At 67.9% G+C, this 16,425-nt stretch carries 19 protein-coding genes; 2 read left to right on the forward strand and 17 right to left on the reverse strand.

The annotated features are described in order from the left end of the window. Positions 1–123 precede the first annotated feature (123 nt). The 4 genes from rnr to OU682_RS14275 are packed head-to-tail and all read right to left on the reverse strand — an operon-like array spanning position 124 to position 4,697. A complete protein-coding gene (gene rnr / locus OU682_RS14260) occupies positions 124–2,367 on the reverse strand; it encodes a ribonuclease R (protein WP_268942823.1) in 2,244 nt (747 codons plus the stop codon). Positions 2,368–2,379: 12 nt separating this feature from the next. Continuing rightward, a complete protein-coding gene (locus OU682_RS14265) occupies positions 2,380–2,796 on the reverse strand; it encodes a GNAT family N-acetyltransferase (protein ID WP_268942824.1) in 417 nt (138 codons plus the stop codon). Then, positions 2,793–3,929 (reverse strand): succinyl-diaminopimelate desuccinylase, encoded by a 1,137-nt coding sequence (dapE, locus tag OU682_RS14270; RefSeq protein WP_268942825.1) that lies wholly within the window; start codon positions 3,927–3,929, stop codon positions 2,793–2,795. Before dapE ends, OU682_RS14265 begins: the two co-directional genes overlap by 4 nt. A gap of 3 nt (positions 3,930–3,932) precedes the next feature. After that, positions 3,933–4,697, reverse strand: coding sequence for a sulfite exporter TauE/SafE family protein (locus OU682_RS14275; protein WP_268942826.1), 765 nt, complete (start codon positions 4,695–4,697; stop codon positions 3,933–3,935). Between the two features lie 166 nt (positions 4,698–4,863). Here OU682_RS14275 and OU682_RS14280 point away from each other — a divergent pair, with 166 nt between their 5' ends. Both OU682_RS14280 and OU682_RS14285 read left to right on the forward strand, forming a co-directional pair. Continuing rightward, positions 4,864–6,462, forward strand: coding sequence for an acyl-CoA dehydrogenase family protein (locus OU682_RS14280; protein WP_268942846.1), 1,599 nt, complete (start codon positions 4,864–4,866; stop codon positions 6,460–6,462). A gap of 76 nt (positions 6,463–6,538) precedes the next feature. Next, a complete protein-coding gene (locus OU682_RS14285) occupies positions 6,539–7,012 on the forward strand; it encodes an META domain-containing protein (RefSeq protein ID WP_268942827.1) in 474 nt (157 codons plus the stop codon). On the opposite strand, the gene recO is transcribed toward OU682_RS14285, so the two are convergent. The 13 genes from recO to OU682_RS24250 form a co-directional block, all read right to left on the reverse strand. Then, positions 7,006–7,743, reverse strand: a complete 738-nt coding sequence (gene recO, locus OU682_RS14290; RefSeq protein WP_268942828.1) for a DNA repair protein RecO — start codon at positions 7,741–7,743, stop codon at positions 7,006–7,008. The genes OU682_RS14285 and recO overlap by 7 nt on opposite strands. Beyond that, on the reverse strand, positions 7,744–8,181 hold the full coding sequence (locus OU682_RS14295; RefSeq protein WP_268942829.1) for a VOC family protein: 438 nt from the start codon (positions 8,179–8,181) through the stop codon (positions 7,744–7,746). Positions 8,182–8,237: 56 nt separating this feature from the next. Next, positions 8,238–9,146 carry an EamA family transporter RarD gene (rarD, locus tag OU682_RS14300; protein ID WP_268942830.1) on the reverse strand — a complete coding sequence of 303 codons (909 nt, stop codon included), beginning with the start codon at positions 9,144–9,146 and terminating at the stop codon, positions 8,238–8,240. Between the two features lie 42 nt (positions 9,147–9,188). Continuing rightward, on the reverse strand, positions 9,189–9,524 hold the full coding sequence (locus tag OU682_RS14305; protein ID WP_268942831.1) for a DUF1491 family protein: 336 nt from the start codon (positions 9,522–9,524) through the stop codon (positions 9,189–9,191). Then, entirely contained in the window at positions 9,517–10,437 is a 921-nt protein-coding gene (gene era / locus OU682_RS14310; RefSeq protein WP_268942832.1) for a GTPase Era, read from the reverse strand. Before era ends, OU682_RS14305 begins: the two co-directional genes overlap by 8 nt. Next, positions 10,434–11,123 carry a ribonuclease III gene (rnc, locus tag OU682_RS14315; RefSeq protein ID WP_268942833.1) on the reverse strand — a complete coding sequence of 230 codons (690 nt, stop codon included), beginning with the start codon at positions 11,121–11,123 and terminating at the stop codon, positions 10,434–10,436. The genes era and rnc overlap by 4 nt, the downstream gene beginning before the upstream one ends. After that, positions 11,120–11,914 carry a signal peptidase I gene (lepB, locus tag OU682_RS14320; RefSeq protein WP_268942834.1) on the reverse strand — a complete coding sequence of 265 codons (795 nt, stop codon included), beginning with the start codon at positions 11,912–11,914 and terminating at the stop codon, positions 11,120–11,122. Before lepB ends, rnc begins: the two co-directional genes overlap by 4 nt. A 71-nt stretch (positions 11,915–11,985) precedes the next feature. Next, positions 11,986–12,396 carry a holo-ACP synthase gene (acpS, locus tag OU682_RS14325; RefSeq protein ID WP_268942835.1) on the reverse strand — a complete coding sequence of 137 codons (411 nt, stop codon included), beginning with the start codon at positions 12,394–12,396 and terminating at the stop codon, positions 11,986–11,988. After that, positions 12,393–12,833: a hypothetical protein gene (locus OU682_RS14330; protein WP_268942837.1), complete on the reverse strand. Its 441-nt coding sequence runs from the start codon at positions 12,831–12,833 to the stop codon at positions 12,393–12,395. Before OU682_RS14330 ends, acpS begins: the two co-directional genes overlap by 4 nt. Continuing rightward, positions 12,830–13,564, reverse strand: coding sequence for a pyridoxine 5'-phosphate synthase (locus OU682_RS14335; protein ID WP_268942838.1), 735 nt, complete (start codon positions 13,562–13,564; stop codon positions 12,830–12,832). Before OU682_RS14335 ends, OU682_RS14330 begins: the two co-directional genes overlap by 4 nt. Positions 13,565–13,592: 28 nt before the next feature. Further along, positions 13,593–14,420, reverse strand: coding sequence for a 4-(cytidine 5'-diphospho)-2-C-methyl-D-erythritol kinase (locus OU682_RS14340; protein WP_268942839.1), 828 nt, complete (start codon positions 14,418–14,420; stop codon positions 13,593–13,595). A 3-nt stretch (positions 14,421–14,423) separates the two neighbouring features. Beyond that, positions 14,424–16,262, reverse strand: a complete 1,839-nt coding sequence (locus tag OU682_RS14345) for a tetratricopeptide repeat protein (RefSeq protein ID WP_268942840.1) — start codon at positions 16,260–16,262, stop codon at positions 14,424–14,426. Between the two features lie 86 nt (positions 16,263–16,348). Continuing rightward, positions 16,349–16,425: 4Fe-4S dicluster domain-containing protein (locus OU682_RS24250; protein ID WP_218629015.1), on the reverse strand; the 77-nt coding region annotated here is incomplete at its 5' end.

Consider the following 16,425-nt stretch of genomic DNA (forward strand, 5'->3'; position numbering starts at 1 on the left):
CGAAAAAAACGGCCCGCCGGACGATCCGGCGGGACAACGCCCAGGGTCATTTCTCTGATCCGCCCCTTTCCGGCGCGCCTTACCGCCGGCGAGAGGCCCTGGCCGGGACGAAAAGCCGCAAGGCTAGGTCTTGCGCCGGCGCTTGGTCGCGCGCTTGACCTCGGCCAGCCGCGACTTGGTAGACATGCGACGCGGCGCCCTCCCGCGCTTGCCCTTTTGCGGACCGCGCGGCAGGGCCTGGCCGTCCAGTTCCAGCAGGTCCAGCGTCAGACCGCCGGTCATCGGGACCGCCTCGGCCAGCCGCACGGTGACGCGTTGTCCCAGGCCGATCTCCAGCCCCGTGTCGCTGCCGACCAGCAGTTGCGCGCCCGCGTCGAAGTGGAAGTATTCCTGCCCGATGGCGCGGATCGGCAGCAGCCCGTCGGCGCCCGTTTCATCCAGCTTGACGAAGGCGCCGAACTTCTGGACGCCGCTGATCCGTCCGGTCATCTCGGTGCCCACGCGTTCGGACAGGAAGGCCGCCAGGTACCGGTCGGTCGTGTCGCGCTCCGCGGCCATGCTGCGGCGTTCGGTTTCGCTGATATGGGTCGCCGTTTCGGACAGCCGCTCCATGTCCTGCGGGCTGAGGCCGTCCTTGCCCCAGCCATGGCCCGAGATCAGCGCGCGGTGCACGATCAGGTCCGAATAACGGCGGATGGGCGAGGTGAAATGCGCATAGGATTTCAGCGCCAACCCGAAATGGCCGAAGTTTTCCGGGTGGTAATAGGCCTGCGTCATCGACCGCAGCGTGCTGATGTTGATCAGCTCGTCGAAATCGGTGCCTTGGGACTGGGCCAGCAGCCGGTTCAGGTGGCTGGTCTGAAGCACCTGCCCCTTGGCCAGCGTGAAGCCCGAAGCCTGGGCGACCTCGCGCAGGGCGTCGATCTTCTCGAGGCTCGGTTCCTCGTGGACGCGGAACAGAAGCGGGCGCTGGCGGCGGCTCAGCTCCTCGGCCGCGGCGACGTTCGCCAGCACCATGAACTCCTCGATCAGGCGGTGCGCGTCGAGGCGTTCGCGGAAGTTCACGGACTTGACGCGCCCGTCCGGGGTCAGCTCGATCCGGCGTTCCGGCAGGTCCAGATCCAGCGGCTGGCGGCGCGCGCGGGCCTGTTTCAGCAGGTCATAGGCGTGCCACAGCGGGCGGATCACGCTGTCCATCAGCGGTGCCGTCTGTTCGTCGGGGTTCCCGTCCGCCGCCGCCTGCGCCTGTTCATAGGCGAGGCTGGCGCGGCTGTGCATCATGCCGCGATGGAAGTTGTGGCTGATCTTGTTGCCCTGTGCGTCCAGCCGCATCCGGACCGCGATGACCGGGCGGTCCACGCCTTCATGCAGCGAACACAGGTCGGCCGACAGCGCCTCGGGTAGCATCGGCACGACCCGGTCGGGGAAATAGGTGGAATTGCCGCGCAGCCAGGCCTCGCGGTCCAACGCGCTGCCGGGTGTGACGTAATGGGCCACATCGGCGATGGCGACCCAGATGGTCGCGCCCCCGTCTTCCTCGATGAAGGCCGCGACCGCGTCGTCATGGTCGCGCGCGTCCGAGGGGTCGATCGTCACCAGGGCCAAGTCGCGCAGATCCTCGCGGCCCTTCATGGTGGCGGGCTTGCGTCCCTCGGCTTCCTCGATCACGGCATCGGGGAAATCGTCGGGAATGCCGTGCTGGTGGATGGCGATCAGGCTGACCGCGCGGGGGGCCGAAGGATCGCCCAGCCGCTCGATGATCCGCGCCATGGGCAGGCCCATGCGGCCCTTGGGCCCGATCTGTTCGGCCTGCACCAGCTCGCCATTCTGGGCGTCCTGGGTCGCATCCGGGCGGACGCGCCATTCCTTGTCCTGGCCCTTGTCGATGGGCACGATGCGCCCACCCTCGGCTTCCTTGCGGAAGATGCCGGTAATGCGGTGGGGCGCTGCGGTGATGCGGCGGATCAGGCGGGCCTGGTACTGATGATCCTCGCCATGAACCTCGACCAGGCGGCCCAGGAAGCGGTCGCCCCGCCCAAGCGCCGGGTCGCTTTCGCGCGGGGCATAAAGGATGCGCGGCATCGGGCCTTCGCCGTGCCATTCCAGCGGCCGCGCGAACAGGTCGCCCGAGCCGTCGGGCGGCAGCAGCTCCAGGACCGTGACCGGGGGCAGCCGTTCGGCGTCCAGGTAATGGCGGCGGCGGCGTTCAAGCTGGCCGTCGGCCTCTAGCTCCTTCAGCAGGCGCTTCAGCTCGATTCGCTCGGCCCCCTTGATGCCGAAGGCTTTGGCGATGTCGCGCTTGGAATTGGCGTCGGGATTGTCCGCCACCCATTCCATGATCTGTTCCTTGCTGGGCAGGTGGGCCATGGCGGACATCCTTCAAAGATCGCGGGTCATGTCACGATGCGGGATCCCCGCATCGTCGTAAACCGGGCCATGGGCCGTGAAGCCCAGCTTTTCATAGAAGCCGAGCGCGTGGGTCTGCGAACTGAGCTTTGCCCGCGCGATGCCCGGCCGGTCGCGCAGCACGTCAAGCGCCGCGCGGATCAGCGCCGCGCCAAGCCCCGTGCCGCGCGCGGGGGCCAGCACGCAGACGCGGCCGATCTTTCCCGTGTCGCCCAGCAGCAGGATCCGCGCGCTGCCCACCGGCCGGTCGTCCTGCCAGGCCAGCAGGTGGATCGCTTCATTGTCCTTGTCGTCCATCTCCTCGAACTCGGACACGCCCTGTTCCTCGATGAATACGGCGCGGCGCAGGGCGTGGCAGGCGGCAAGGTCGGTGGTCTGCTCGATCTTCATTCGAAGTATTTTTCCAGAATCCGTTGGTAGATGGTTTTCAGCTGCTGGACCTGCGCCACGGGCACGCGTTCGTCCACCTGATGCATATAGGCGCCGACCAGCCCGAATTCGACCACCGGGCAGTGGTTCTTGACAAAGCGCGCGTCCGAGGTGCCCCCCGTGGTGGACAGGACCGGCTGGCGGTTGGTTTCCTGCGTCACCACGCTGCGGACCAGATCGACGAAGGGGCCGGGCTGGGTCAGGAACGCCTCGCCCGAGACATCGGCGCTGATGGTCAGCGCCACGCCCGTCGCCTGCGCGATCCTGGCTGCGCGGGCAGTCAGGTCAGCCTCCAGGGTGGCCCCGGTATGGAGGTCGTTGAAGCGGATGTTGACCACCGCCCGGGCCATTTCCGGGATCACGTTGGAGGCCGGATTGCCGCAGTCGATGGTGGTGATCTGCAGGCCGGTGGGGTCGAAGTGGTCGGTCCCTGCGTCCAGCGGCGCGGCGATCAGGTCGTTCAGGTAGGCTGTCAGCGCGTGCAGCGGGTTCTTGGCCTTGTGCGGATAGGCGGCGTGGCCCTGCACCCCCTTGGCGGTGACGGTAAAGGTCGCCGATCCGCGCCGGCCGATCTTCATCATCTCGCCCATGACCTCGGGGTTCGAGGGCTCGCCCACGATGCAGACATCCATCCGTTCGCCTTGGGCCTCCATCCAGTCCAGGATGGCGGTGGTTCCGTCGCGGGACGGGCCTTCCTCGTCCCCGGTGATGGTCAGGATCACGGCGCCGTCGGGGGGCGTCTCGCGCACGAAGTCGATGGCGGCGGCGACAAAGGCCGCCACGCCGGATTTCATGTCGGTCGCGCCCCTGCCCCAGATGATGCCGTCCTCGACATGGCCGCTGAAGGGCGGGTGCGTCCAGGACCCCGGGGGGCCGGGGGGCACCACATCGGTATGGCCGTTGAAGCCGAAGGTCCGTGCGCCCCTGGCGCCCCAGCGGGCGAACAGGTTGGGCGTGCCGTTGCGGTCCACGCGATGGACCTCGAAGCCGGCATCCGCCAGCAGGTCGCCCAGCAGGACCAGGGCGCCGGCTTCCTCGGGCGTGACAGAAGGGCAGCGGATCAGGCGGGCAGTCAGGTCGGCAGCGTCGGTCATGGGTCAAATCCAGGGGGAAAGGGCACGGCGGGCAAGGTTCAGGCCGGTGATCACCAGCAGGATCAGCGTCCAGCGGCGGAATTCCGCGACATGCATGCGGTCCTGCAAGGCAAAGCCCGCCAGCATCCCGCCAAAGGCCGGGATGCACAGCGCGGCGGACAGCGGGATGGTCTGGGCGTTCAGGATGCCGGACATCAGATGCGCCATCGTCAGCCCGGCAGCGCCCAGCAGGAAGACGACGCCCTGCACGCGCGCCTGTTCCTGCTTGGGCGTGCCCAGCGACAGCAGCAGCACCACCAGCGGCGGCCCCCAGATGCCGGAAATGCCGCCATAAAGGCCGCCGATGATGCCGGTCGCGATCTCGGCCCGGCGGCGATGGTGGATGGGCAGCGCCAGGGGCCTGCCCGCCAGCTGCCACAAGGCGAAGGCCAGGATCGGCAGCCCCAGCAGCGCATACATCAGCGCCTGCGGGATCTGTCGCGCCAGGCCTGCCGACAACATCAGGAAGACCAGCACCATGGCGATATGCCATCGAAAGTCATGGGTCGATCGCATCGCCGCAGCCGGTCCCTGTCGCAACGCCTGGTGGATGTTCGTGGTCAGCACCGGCAGGATCAACGCGGCCAGCGCGACCTGCGGCGGCAGGATGGAGGCAAAGGCCGAGGCCATGATCAGCGGCATGGCGAAGCCGATCGCGCCCTTCACAAAGCCTGCAAAGGCGGTGACGGCGAAGATCGTCCAGAATTGCCAGGGATCCAGTCCAAACATGGCCGCACGCTAACGGCCCGGGGGGGAAATGAAAATGCCGCTCGACCATCCGCGAGAGAGACATTTTCGTTCCCCAGAAGAACTGCTCACGCATAATTCTTGCGCTGCGTATGCGAAGACGCTACCCATGCCGCAATGCCGCAGAGGAGTTCAGGCCTTGAAAGACATGCCGCATCAGCTCGACACCGTCCTGGGCGAACTGGCCGACCTTCAGGCTCGCGCCACCGAATCCCTGCGCGCCATGGTCTCGCCCGGCGGAAAGATCGATCCCGAGGCGCTGGAGGTCCACCAGCACGCGGTCCATGCCCTGTCCTGGCTGGCGACCTATGTCGAATCGCTGCGCCAGCTTGCGGCCTGGTCGGGCCGTGTCGGCGGAGAGATCGAGGAGCTGATCGCCCGCATCGGCTTTGGCGAATACCTGACCCAGATCGCCGGCGGCATCCCGATGAGCCAGACCGAGTTCGCCCGGCTGTCAGACCTGGGGATGGACTGGCAGCCGACTGATGCGGCCCGCAGGCTGATGGCTGGCAACACGGCCGAAGCCCGCGCCCGGCTCGCCGCGCTGATGGCGGACGGCAAGGGAAGCGCGACCTTCGGGGCGACCGGGCTTGACGACGATCTTGAGATGATCCGCGACCAGTTCCGACGCTGGGCCGATGACAAGGTGGTCCCCCAAGCTCACGGCTGGCACCTGAAGGATGAGCTCATCCCCATGGAGATCATCGCGGAACTGGCCGGGCTTGGCGTTTTCGGCCTGACCATCCCTGAGGAATTCGGCGGCTTGGGCCTGTCCAAGGCCGCGATGGTCGTGGTGTCCGAGGAACTGTCGCGGGGCTATATCGGCGTGGGCAGCCTTGGGACGCGCAGCGAGATCGCGGCCGAACTGATCCTGGGCGGCGGCACTGACGACCAGAAGGCGTATTGGCTGCCGCGTCTGGCCTCGGGGGAGATCCTGCCGACGGCGGTGTTCACCGAGCCCAATACCGGCAGCGACCTTGGCAGCCTGCGCACGCGGGCGGTGAAGGAGGGCGATCGCTGGAAGATCACCGGCAACAAGACCTGGATCACCCATGCCGCGCGCACCCATGTGATGACACTGCTGGCCCGCACCGATCCCGACACGACCGATTACCGGGGCCTGTCGATGTTCCTGGCGGAAAAGACCCCGGGCACCGACGCGGACCCCTTCCCCACCCCCGGCATGACCGGCGGGGAAATCGAGGTCCTGGGCTATCGCGGCATGAAGGAATACGAGCTTGGCTTTGACGGCTTCGAGGTCGGGGCCGAAAACCTGCTGGGCGGCGTTCCCGGGCAGGGTTTCAAGCAGCTGATGCAGACCTTTGAATCCGCCCGCATCCAGACCGCCGCCCGCGCCATCGGCGTGGCGCAGAACGCCCTTGAGCTGGGCCTGCAATACGCGCTGGACCGCAAGCAGTTCGGCAAGGCCCTGATCCGTTTTCCACGCGTCGCGGACAAGCTGGCGATGATGGCGGTCGAGATCATGATCGCCCGGCAGTTGACCTATTTCAGCGCCTGGCAGAAGGATCACGGCCATCGCTGCGACCTGGAGGCGGGCATGGCCAAGCTGCTGGGCGCGCGCGTGGCATGGTCCAGCGCCGACAATGCCCTGCAGATTCACGGCGGCAACGGCTTTGCGCTAGAATACCAGATCAGCCGGGTGTTGTGCGATGCACGCATCCTGAATATTTTTGAAGGCGCGGCCGAGATTCAGGCGCAAGTGATCGCCCGCCGCCTGTTAGGCTGATCCGATTTCGTCTAGGGTGCTGCAACCAAAGCGGTTTTGCCGCATTCCATCCGACGATCCCCAAGGAGTCATCACCATGCCCCGCCTTGCCCGACTTGGCACAATCGGCGCACTGACCGCCGCAGCCCTTGCCCTTGCCGCCTGCGAGCAGACCCCGCCGCCGTCGCCCGATGATCGCGGCTTCATTCCGGGTGGCGATTATGCCTTGGTGGGCATGGACGGTGCGACCGTGCCCCTGCGCAACATGACCATGACCATCGCCGAAAGCAGCGTGTCGGGCCGTGGCCCCTGCAATGGCTATGGCGCCAAGAACAACGCGGAACTGCCCCTGGTTGCATTGTCGCCGTTGCAAAAAACCAATGTTCCCTGCGGCAAGAACACCACGATCGAGAACCGCTTCTTCTCGGTCCTGCAGGCGGCGACCGAGATGGAGTATTACGGCGGCGTGCTGAAGGTGAAATCGCCCGAGACCTGGCTGATCTTCGAACGCGGCGTCACCGGGGCGCAGGCCCAGATCACCGCCGTCGATCAGGCGCGGGCGGGTCAGTAACCGTTCCCCGGCCGGCCCCGCGCCAGCCGGTCCACAAGACGCTGGCGGGCGGCCGGAACCGGGCGGCCCACCAGTTCACCGGCGATCCGGGCGTTCAGGAAATGCCCGGTGATCGCCAGCCCCTCGGCCAGTCCCTGTCCGCGATTGTCGCCCGCCCCGCCCAGGATTCCCGGCAGCGGCAGCAGGCGGTCGGCCCATTCCCCCGCCCCCTCGCGGCTGACGGCGCGGCCCGATTTCGGACTGACATAGGCCAGCCCCTCGCGCGCGCCGGTCACCGCGCAGGCGGACAGGTCAAGGCCGAAGCCCATCTCGTCCAGAAGCCGGATTTCCCACTTCAGGTAATCGCCGCCCCAGTCCGCGCCGGTTTCCATCAGGTCCAGAAGACGCTCCGTATCGGCGACCAGAAGGGGGTGCGGATCGCGTTCGGGCAGCGCAAAGACCAGCAGCGAACAGACCGCGTTCAGCCCGGCCAGGGCCAGGGGGTCGGCCATGAGCCCCGACCGCAGCCGCACGGGTTCCACCGAGAAAGTGCCAAGCTGGTCGTCCCGCCGCGCCCGCCAGCGCAGATCCAGCCGCGTGCCCGGCTGCAGCATCGCCGCGCGCCGTTGCGAGGCGCCGCCCGGGACCAGCCCGGAATGACGTCCGTGCAGATCGGTCAGCACGTCCAGGATCACCGCCGTCTCGCCATGCGGGCGGCGGGCAAGGACGGTGCCCTCGGCCTGCCACTCCATTCAGGCGGGGGGCAGGGTCAGCGACCCGTCGCGCGAAAGCGGCCAGAAGGGATTGGTGGCGATTTCCCAGACATGGCCGTCGGGATCGGCGAAATAGCCGGAATAGCCGCCCCAGAAGACCTTTTCGGGGTGCTTCAGCGCCGTAGCGCCCGCATCAACGGCGGCCTGGAATACGGCGTCGGTTTCGGCATCATCCCCGCAGTTCTGCGCCAGCGCCACCGCGCCCGTTCCCAAGGCGGCGCTGGGGCGCCCCTGGTCTGCCGCCAGGTCCCCTAACCCGAACAGGGCCAGCACCGCGCCGTTCATCTGGTAGAAGGTCACGCCCGGCTGCGAACCGCCATGCGGCACCCAGCCCCACCCCTCATAGAACCGCCGTGCGCGCGCCATGTCGGCCACGCCAAGGGTGACAAGGGTGATGCGCTGGCGGGAGAGGGACATCGGGCCTCCGGGTGGGTGGGCGGCCAGAGTGGCACGGGCCTGCGGCGCTGCCAAGCCTAGGAGGCGGCGCGGCTTGCGGCAGTCCCCCGCAGCATCGACAGCGTATAGATCACAAGTGCCGCCCAGATCATCGGGAAGGCGATCATCTGCGCGGTGCCGAAGGTCTCGCCGAAGATCAGCACGGCGGTCAGGAAGATCATCGTCGGCGCGATGTATTGCAGGATGCCGATTGTGGTCAGGCGCAGTTGCTTGGCCGCTGTGGCATAGCAGATCAGCGGCACGGCCGTCACCGGACCGCAGCCGATCAGCAGGATCGTGTCCCAAGTGCTGCCGGTCGCGAAATGCGACTGGCCCGTGGCGGACAGCCAGATCACGAAGGCCAGCGCGAAGGGCGTCAGGATCAGCACCTCCAGCGTGAAGCCCTGCGTCGGACCCAGGGGCAGGCTTTTCTTGCAATAGGCATAGATGCCCCAGGTCAGCGTCAGCCCGATCGCGACCAGCGGCAGGCGCCCCAGTTGCACGGTCAGCACCACAACCGCCAACGCGGCCAGCGCGATGGCAGCGAGTTGCGCCCGGTTCAGCCTTTCGCGCAGCAGCGTCGCGCCCAGGGCCACGCTGAACAGCGGGTTGATGTAATAGCCAAGCGCCGCGTCAAGCGCGTGGTTGTTGCCCACCGCCCAGACATAGATCATCCAGTTGAGCGAGATCAGCGCCGCCGTCACCACCGCCATGACCAGCAGGCGCGGCTGGCGCAGGGCCGCGCCCACTTCGGCCCAGCGGCGCTGCCACAGCAGCACGGCCAGCGCGATCGGCAGGGACCACAGCACCCGGTGCGCGATGACCTCGGTCGGGGGAACGTGGGCCAGTTCCTTCATGAACAACGGCAGAAAGCCCCACATGATATAGGTGGCGATGGCCAGGACCAGGCCGCGCGGGGAATCACCGGAAAGGGGCGGGTTGCTCATGCCATGTGCATAATCTGCAAACCGGACACGCGCCAGATGGCATCACGCCAGCCCCGGCTCGTCCAGCAGCGTGCGGCCGTCGCGGCTCTCGATCTCGATCACCCACAGGTCGGGGTCGAAGCCGCGCTGCCGGGCGATGGCCTGGTCGATCTGGCGTTCGTCGCCCTGCACCATTTCGTGCCAGGGGCGGCTGTCGGTATCGAAATCCCATTCCCGTCCGTAAAGCGCGGCGGTGCCGTCCAGCATCGCGCATTTCACCAGCACCGTGCCCGCCGTGTCGTCGCCTTTCGCGGTCACATAGGCGGGGATGTTCGCCAGCCCCAGACGCGCAAGATAGGCCGAAACCCAGATGCCGGTCGCGAGCCTCGGCTCAGGCATCGCCGTCGCGGAAGTCGAGGCCCATCTCGTTATAGCGCTCGGCCTCGTCCAGCCAGTTCTCGCGGACCTTCACCTGCAGGAACAAGTGGACGCGGCGGCCCATGAATTCCTCAAGCTCGGCGCGGGCTGCCTGGCCCACCGCCTTGATCGTCTCGCCGCCCTTGCCCAGCACGATGCCCTTGTGGCCGGGACGCGCGACATAGACGATCTGGTCCACGCGGGCGGACCCGTCCTTCTTTTCCTCCCAAGCCTCGGTTTCGACCGTCAGCTGATAGGGAATTTCCTCGTGCAGGCGCAGGGTCAGCTTTTCGCGGGTGATCTCGGCGGCGATCATGCGCATCGGCAGATCGGCGATCTGGTCTTCCGGGTAAAGCCAGGGGCTTTCGGGAAGCGTCTCCGCCAGCCAGGCGCGCAGGTCGTCGCAGCCATAGCCCTTCTCGGCCGAGATCATGAAGGTGTTGACGAAGGGATGGGCCGCGTTCAGTTCGGCGGACAAGGCCAGCAGGGTTTCGGCCTTCACCCGGTCGATCTTGTTGATGACCAGCGCCACCGGCGTCTTGCCGTCCAGGCCCTTCAGCGAATCGATGATCGCCACCACGCCGTCGGTCATGCCGCGATGCGCCTCGACCAGCAGCAGGATGATGTCGGCGTCCGAGGCCCCGCCCCAGGCGGCCGCGACCATGGACCGGTCCAGCCGGCGGCGCGGGCGGAAGATGCCGGGGGTGTCCACGAAGACGATCTGGGCCGCTTCATGCATGGCGATGCCCCGGATGCGCGCGCGTGTCGTTTGCACCTTGTGGGTGACGATGCTGACCTTGGCGCCGACCATCTGGTTCAGCAGCGTCGATTTTCCGGCATTGGGTTCGCCGATCAGGGCGACGAAACCGGCGCGGGTCGGGGTATTGTCGTTCATGCGCGGCCCTCCAGCCGGTCCAGCAGCGCCTGCGCGGCGGCCTGTTCGATGCTGCGTTTGGTACCCGCGCCCCTGGCCTGGGCTTCGCGCCCGTCGGCCAGCCGCGCGGTGATCAGGAAGACCGGCGCATGGTCGGGTCCGCTGCGTTCGGTCTGTTCATAAAGGGGGGGCGGCATGCCGTTGGCCTGGGCCCATTCCTGCAGCGCGGTCTTGGCGTCGCGGGGATCGTCGTCCAGCGTCGCCAGCCGCCCGGCCCACAACTGCAGCACGATCCGGCGCGCGGCGTCGAAGCCGGCGTCCAGATAGACGGCGGCCAGCACCGCCTCCATCGCGTCGGCCAGCAGGGCATCCTTGCGCCGGCCGCCCGACATCATCTCGGACCGGCCGAGCTTCAGCACCTCGCCCAGGCCGATGTCGCGGGCGATGGCGGCGCAGGTCTCGCCCCGGACCAGCGCGTTGTAGCGCGGCGCAAGCTGGCCCTCGCTGGCGGACTTGTCGGCGTCGAACAGCGCCTCGGCCATGACCAGGCCGAGGACGCGGTCGCCCAGGAACTCCAGCCGCTGGTTGTCGGGCCGCGTGGCGGTCGCGATCGAGCCATGCGTCAGCGCGCGCACCAGAAGCTCGGGGCGCGCGAAGTCGTGTCCCAGGCGGGCCATGAAGGCGCGGATGTCGGCGCCCGGCTTCACTCCACCGCCTTGAAGAAACGGTCGGCCCGCCAGGTCCAGAAATAGAGAAGCGAGCGCCCGGCCGAGGAGAACATGATCCGGTCCGCGCGGCCGATCAGGTATTCGGCCGGCACGAAGCCCAGCCCGCCGATTTCCTGCGGGAAGCGCGAATCCTCGGAATTGTCGCGGTTGTCGCCCATGAAGAAATACTGGCCCTCGGGCACGGTGAAGGTCGGCGTGTCATCGGCGAAGGAGCCATCCTGGATGTTCAGGATGTCGTGGCTGCGGCCATTGGGAAGCGTTTCGGTGAAGCGCTCGCTGACGCATTCGGCGCCCTCCGGGATCGGGTCGTTCACGCAGCGCGGGATCAGGCCTTGCGGGCCCTGCTGTTCCTTGACTTCGACGAACTCGCCCGCGGGGGTGATCGGCACTTCCTGGCCGTTGATCCACAGCCGGCCGCCGCGCATCTGGATGGTGTCGCCGGGCAGGCCGATCAGCCGCTTGATGAAATCGACGCCGCGCGTGGGGTGGCGGAATACGACCACGTCCCCGCGCTCGGGTTCGGACGCAAGGATCCGGCCCGAGATCGGGCACAGGGCGAAGGGGCAGGAATACTGCGAATAGCCATAGGCCATCTTGTTGACGAACAGGAAGTCGCCGATCAGCAGCGTGTCCTTCATCGATCCCGAGGGGATCCAGAAGGGCTGGAAGAACAGCGTGCGGAAGATGCCCGCGATGACCAGCGCCCAGAAGATGGTCTTCACCGTCTCCCAGATGCCTTCCTTCTTCTTGCCCGCCGTGCTGTCGGCCATGGTGTCGTCCTTCGTCAAGCGCGGGCGCAGCGCCGCATTGCCGCGTTCTAGGCCACCGGCGGGCGGCAAAGTCAAGGTTGGGGCGCGTTTGGCCGGGCCTCGATCACCACGAAAGCCTGCGCCCAGGGGTGATCGTCGGTCAAGGTGACGTGAACGACAGCGTGGTGGCCGGCGGGCGTCATCGCCGCCAGCCGGTCGGCGGCCCATCCGGTCAGATGCATCGCCGGCTGGCCCGAAGGCAGGTTGCTGACCGCCATGTCGCGCCAGCTGATGCCCATGGCAAGCCCGGTGCCAAGCGCCTTGGAACAGGCCTCCTTCGCGGCCCATCGCTTGGCCAGCGTTCCCGCCTCATCCTTGCGGCGGGCGGCCTTGGCAAGCTCGGTGGGCGTGAAGACGCGATGACGGAAGCGGTCGCCAAAGCGGTCCAGGGTGCCCGCGATGCGGTCGATATTGGCAAGGTCGGTGCCGACGCCCAGGATCATGGCTGGTCCTGCACGGTGATGTCGCCCGTCTGCTGGTTTATGGACAGGGACAACTGGAACCACCCGGCTTCGGGATTTCCGGGCAGGTAATGCTGCGCGGGCATCGTCAGCGTCAGGCCTTTTTGCGGATCATAGCTGGCCCGTCGTTTCGCGAAGTCGAGGTCGTAGAAGCCGATCCCCCGGTCCGACTGGATCACGCGGCACTGGCGATAGCCGACCTCGTCCCGCGGCGGGCTGATCACCAGCAGCTTCAAGGCACCACCCGCCGGCTCGACCATGTCCAGCACGGCAATGCGCACCTGCCCTTCGGCATAGGAGGCGGTATTCGCCTCCCACGGCTCGGCAATGCTTTCGGCGGGCGCGTTGTCGCAGGGCAGCACCTGCTGGGCTGCGGCAGGGGCTGCCAGCACCGACAGGACAAGGGCGTGGCGGATCATGCCCGGGCCTCGTCCATCCTGCGGCGCATTTCCCGGATCGCCTCGCCCAAGCCGGTAAAGACCGATTCGGCGATCAGGAAATGGCCGATGTTCAGTTCCTTGACCTGCGGGATGGCGGCGATCGGGCCGACGGTGTCGAAGGTCAGCCCGTGGCCCGCATGGACCTCCAGCCCCAGGCTGTCGGCCAGGCGGGAGCCCTCGACCAGCCCGGCCAGTTCGGCGTCGCGTTCGGTGTGACGGCCTTCGGTATCCAGGTCGCAATAGGCGCCGGTGTGCAGTTCCACCACTGCCGCGCCGATGCGGGCCGCGGCCTCGATCTGGGCGGGGGCATGGCCGATGAACAGGGACACGCGGCAGCCCGCCTCGCGCAGGGGGGCGATGTAGTCGGCCAGCATCGCCTGATTTCCCGCCACGTCCAGGCCGCCCTCGGTGGTGCGCTCCTCCCGTTTCTCGGGGACAAGGCAGACCGCATGGGGACGGTGGCGCAGGGCGATGGCCTGCATTTCCGCTGTGGCGGCCATTTCCAGGTTCAGGGGCAGCGTCAGGTTTGCCATCAGCGCATCGATGTCGGCATCGCTGATATGGCGGCGATCTTCGCGCAGATGGGCGGTGATGCCGTCGGCGCCCGCACCTTCCGCGATGCGGGCGGCGCGCAGGGGATCGGGCCAGGGCGTGCCGCGCGCGTTGCGGATGGTTGCGACGTGATCGATGTTGACGCCAAGACGCAGCATGGTTCCCCCGAAACAGTTTCGCGGCACTCTAGCGAGGCGCGGGCATGGGTGCCAGTTCCGTCGCGACCGACCACCAGCCATGCTGTTTCAACACATTGGCGGCAATGCGGGCGTGGTCGGCCCTGTCGAAAAGCCCGAAGCAGGTCGCCCCCGACCCGGACATGCGCGCGAAGGCGGCGCCATTGGCCCGCAAGGCCTCCAGCACCTGCCCGATCACCGGGGCGATGGACAGGGCCGCGGGTTCCAGATCGTTGCGCGTCTGGCCAAGCCAGTTCGCCAGATCGGCAAGACCGTCAAAGCGCGGGATGGGGGGCAGGCCCGGATTGTCCCGCCGCTCCATCGCGGCGAAGACCCGGGGGGTCGAGACCGCGACGCCCGGATTGACCAGCACCAGCGGGATGGCGGGCAGCGGCGGCAGCGGGGTGACGACCTCTCCCACCCCCTGCATCCGGGCGGGGCCTGAGGAAAGGCAGACCGGCACATCAGCGCCCAGCAGTTCCGGGTTTCCAGGCAGCGCGTGACCCATGCGGGCCAGCCCCCGCAGCACCGCCGCCGCATCGGCCGAACCGCCGCCGATGCCGGAGGCAACCGGCAGGTTCTTGGTCAGCGTGATCGCGGCCCGTCCTCCGGCCAGCCGCGCCGCGCGCAGGCACAGGTTGTCGTCTTCCGCCGACAGGCCCGGTGCGAACGGTCCCTCGATCCGCAAGGACAGGGGGCCGGGCTTTAGCGTCACCACATCCCCTGCGCCCGCAAAACCCACCAGCGAGTCCAGCAGGTGATAGCCGTCGGCGCGGCGTCCGGTGACGTGCAGCGCAAGGTTCAGCTTGGCTGGCGCGGCTTCGATGACAGCGGGCATCGCCTAGTTCGCGGCGGCCTGCGGCGTGGGCACGGGGGTTTCGGGCTGGCCCGCCGCCGCTTCCTCGGCCAGGACGGCGTCCAGGCCACGATCCAGCTTGGCGCGGATCCGGTCGGGATCGACATCGTCGGTCTCGGTCGGGTCAAGCGACAGGGCGCGCTGCCACTGGATCTCGGCCTCGCGGAAGCGGCCGACCTTCCAGTAGATGTCGCCCAGATGATCGTTGACCAGCGGGTCCTGAGACATGGTCAGGATGGCGGCCTCCATGGGCGCAACCGCTTCCTGATAACGGCCGAGCCGGTAATAGGCCCAAGCCAGCGAATCGAGGATATAGCCATCATCGGGCGACAGCTCGACCGCCTTCTGGATCAGTTCCAGGGCGCGGTCCAGGTTCTCGTTCCGGTCGATCCAGCTATAGCCCAGATAGTTCAGCAGGCTGGCCTGGTCCGGGCGGATTTCGATGGCGGCCAGGAAATCGGCCTCGGCCCTGTCGAACTGCCTGGACCGTTCCAGGGCGATGCCGCGGGCGTAAAGCGGGAACCAGCGCGCATCGGCGGGCGCGTCCTCCAGCAGCGCCAGGGCCTTGTCATAGGCGGGCACGGCCTGGGCGAATTTTTCCTGTTGGCGCAGCAGGTCGCCAAGCGCGATCCAGGCCTGCGGCAGATCGGGATAGGCGGCGGTCAGCGACAGGGCAGCCTTTTCCGCCTCGTCGGTCCGGTCGGCGCTCGACAGGCTGTCGATGCGCGCCAGTTCGGCAACGGGGCGCATCTGTCCCATCCGGCGCAGGGCGTCGAATTCGGGTTCCGCCAGGTCGAACTGCTGGCGTTCCTGCAGGATCTGGGCGACCATCAGCCGCGCCTCGGCGGTGTCGGGCGACAGCCAGGCCGCCAGCCGGGCATGGATCAGCGACAAGGGCTCGGGATCCGCGCTGGACGCCAGGGCCGAGGCAAAGGTCAGGAAGACCTGCGCGATGCCGTCGGCGGGCGTCCGGACCACGTCGAAGGCCACCGGCTGGCCGGACTTCAGCTTGTCGCGAAGCGCCAGAAGCTGCGGCTCGGCCTCGACGCCGGGAAGCGCCTCGATCATGGCCACGGCCTCGTCGCGGCGTTCCAGTTGGGCGAGGATCTGGCCGCGGGCGGCAAATCCCAGGATATGGGCGCCGGTCGCCTCGTCGGCCAGCAGCGCCTCTGCCCCCTCGTAATCGCCGACCAGGGCGCGCGCCATGGCCAGGTGATAGTTCACCATCGGCCCCACGCCTTCCAGCCGGGACAGGCGCTCGAATTCAGCCAGGGCCTCCGAGGCCTTGCCCGCACCCAGCAGGCCCCAGCCCCGCAGCATGCCGGCCAGCAGGTCGGATTCGGATTCCACGTCGGTGGGCGTTCCCACATCGGCCAGCAATCCGTCCCAATTGCCCGCATGGACCAGATCGGCGCGGTGGATCAGGCGCGACAGCTCGGTCGGCTCTCCGTCGCCGCCGATGCGGTTGGCAAGCTGGACGGCACGGTCGATCTCCCCGGCGGAAATCAGGGCGACCAGGGCGCTGTCCTGCAGGAAACGGTCGCCGGGATCATGGGCGACGGCCTGGACGAAAAAGCGCGCTGCGGCCTGGAAGTCGTTCTCGACCGTCGCCATGCGCGCGGCCAGGAACGGCCCTGCAAGGCCGAAGGTCAGCGGCGCCGGATCGGCCTTGGGCGCGGCGGGCGCAGGCGCGGTAGCCGCGGGTGCCGCGGCGGGCGCATCACCCTCGGGGCGCGGCTCGGGCCGGTCCTGGGCGCTGGCAGGCAGCGACAGCGACACCAGAAGCGCGGCGATCAGGGGCAGATTCGGACGGGTCAGGGTCAAGGGTTCTATCCCGGAGATCACAAAATCGTTGCGCCGACCCTAGCGCGACACCGGACACGGGGCAACGCCGGTGCCCGGCGATCTCATCACATATTCGGGTAATTTGGCCCGTCGCCGCCCTGGGGGGTGGTCCAGGTGATGTTCTGGGAGGGGTCCTTGATGT

Source organism: Paracoccus benzoatiresistens (assembly GCF_026913015.1).
GTDB lineage: Bacteria > Pseudomonadota > Alphaproteobacteria > Rhodobacterales > Rhodobacteraceae > Paracoccus > Paracoccus benzoatiresistens.

What these genes read in the sequence shown, in the direction of transcription:
- acpS (WP_268942835.1), bottom strand. Translation starts at nt 12,396, where the DNA reads ATGATCCTGGGCGTCGGCACCGACCTTGCCAATATCGACCGCATCGCG.
- lepB (WP_268942834.1), bottom strand. Translation starts at nt 11,914, where the DNA reads ATGGCCGACAGCACGGCGGGCAAGAAGAAGGAAGGCATCTGGGAGACG.
- OU682_RS14335 (WP_268942838.1), bottom strand. Translation starts at nt 13,564, where the DNA reads ATGCTGCGTCTTGGCGTCAACATCGATCACGTCGCAACCATCCGCAAC.
- OU682_RS14295 (WP_268942829.1), bottom strand. Translation starts at nt 8,181, where the DNA reads ATGTCCCTCTCCCGCCAGCGCATCACCCTTGTCACCCTTGGCGTGGCC.
- OU682_RS14280 (WP_268942846.1), top strand. Translation starts at nt 4,864, where the DNA reads ATGCCGCATCAGCTCGACACCGTCCTGGGCGAACTGGCCGACCTTCAG.
- rnr (WP_268942823.1), bottom strand. Translation starts at nt 2,367, where the DNA reads ATGGCCCACCTGCCCAGCAAGGAACAGATCATGGAATGGGTGGCGGAC.
- dapE (WP_268942825.1), bottom strand. Translation starts at nt 3,929, where the DNA reads ATGACCGACGCTGCCGACCTGACTGCCCGCCTGATCCGCTGCCCTTCT.
- OU682_RS14275 (WP_268942826.1), bottom strand. Translation starts at nt 4,697, where the DNA reads ATGTTTGGACTGGATCCCTGGCAATTCTGGACGATCTTCGCCGTCACC.
- OU682_RS14330 (WP_268942837.1), bottom strand. Translation starts at nt 12,833, where the DNA reads ATGATCCGCCACGCCCTTGTCCTGTCGGTGCTGGCAGCCCCTGCCGCA.
- OU682_RS14265 (WP_268942824.1), bottom strand. Translation starts at nt 2,796, where the DNA reads ATGAAGATCGAGCAGACCACCGACCTTGCCGCCTGCCACGCCCTGCGC.
- era (WP_268942832.1), bottom strand. Translation starts at nt 10,437, where the DNA reads ATGAACGACAATACCCCGACCCGCGCCGGTTTCGTCGCCCTGATCGGC.
- OU682_RS14340 (WP_268942839.1), bottom strand. Translation starts at nt 14,420, where the DNA reads ATGCCCGCTGTCATCGAAGCCGCGCCAGCCAAGCTGAACCTTGCGCTG.
- rarD (WP_268942830.1), bottom strand. Translation starts at nt 9,146, where the DNA reads ATGAGCAACCCGCCCCTTTCCGGTGATTCCCCGCGCGGCCTGGTCCTG.
- OU682_RS14285 (WP_268942827.1), top strand. Translation starts at nt 6,539, where the DNA reads ATGCCCCGCCTTGCCCGACTTGGCACAATCGGCGCACTGACCGCCGCA.
- recO (WP_268942828.1), bottom strand. Translation starts at nt 7,743, where the DNA reads ATGGAGTGGCAGGCCGAGGGCACCGTCCTTGCCCGCCGCCCGCATGGC.
- OU682_RS14305 (WP_268942831.1), bottom strand. Translation starts at nt 9,524, where the DNA reads ATGCCTGAGCCGAGGCTCGCGACCGGCATCTGGGTTTCGGCCTATCTT.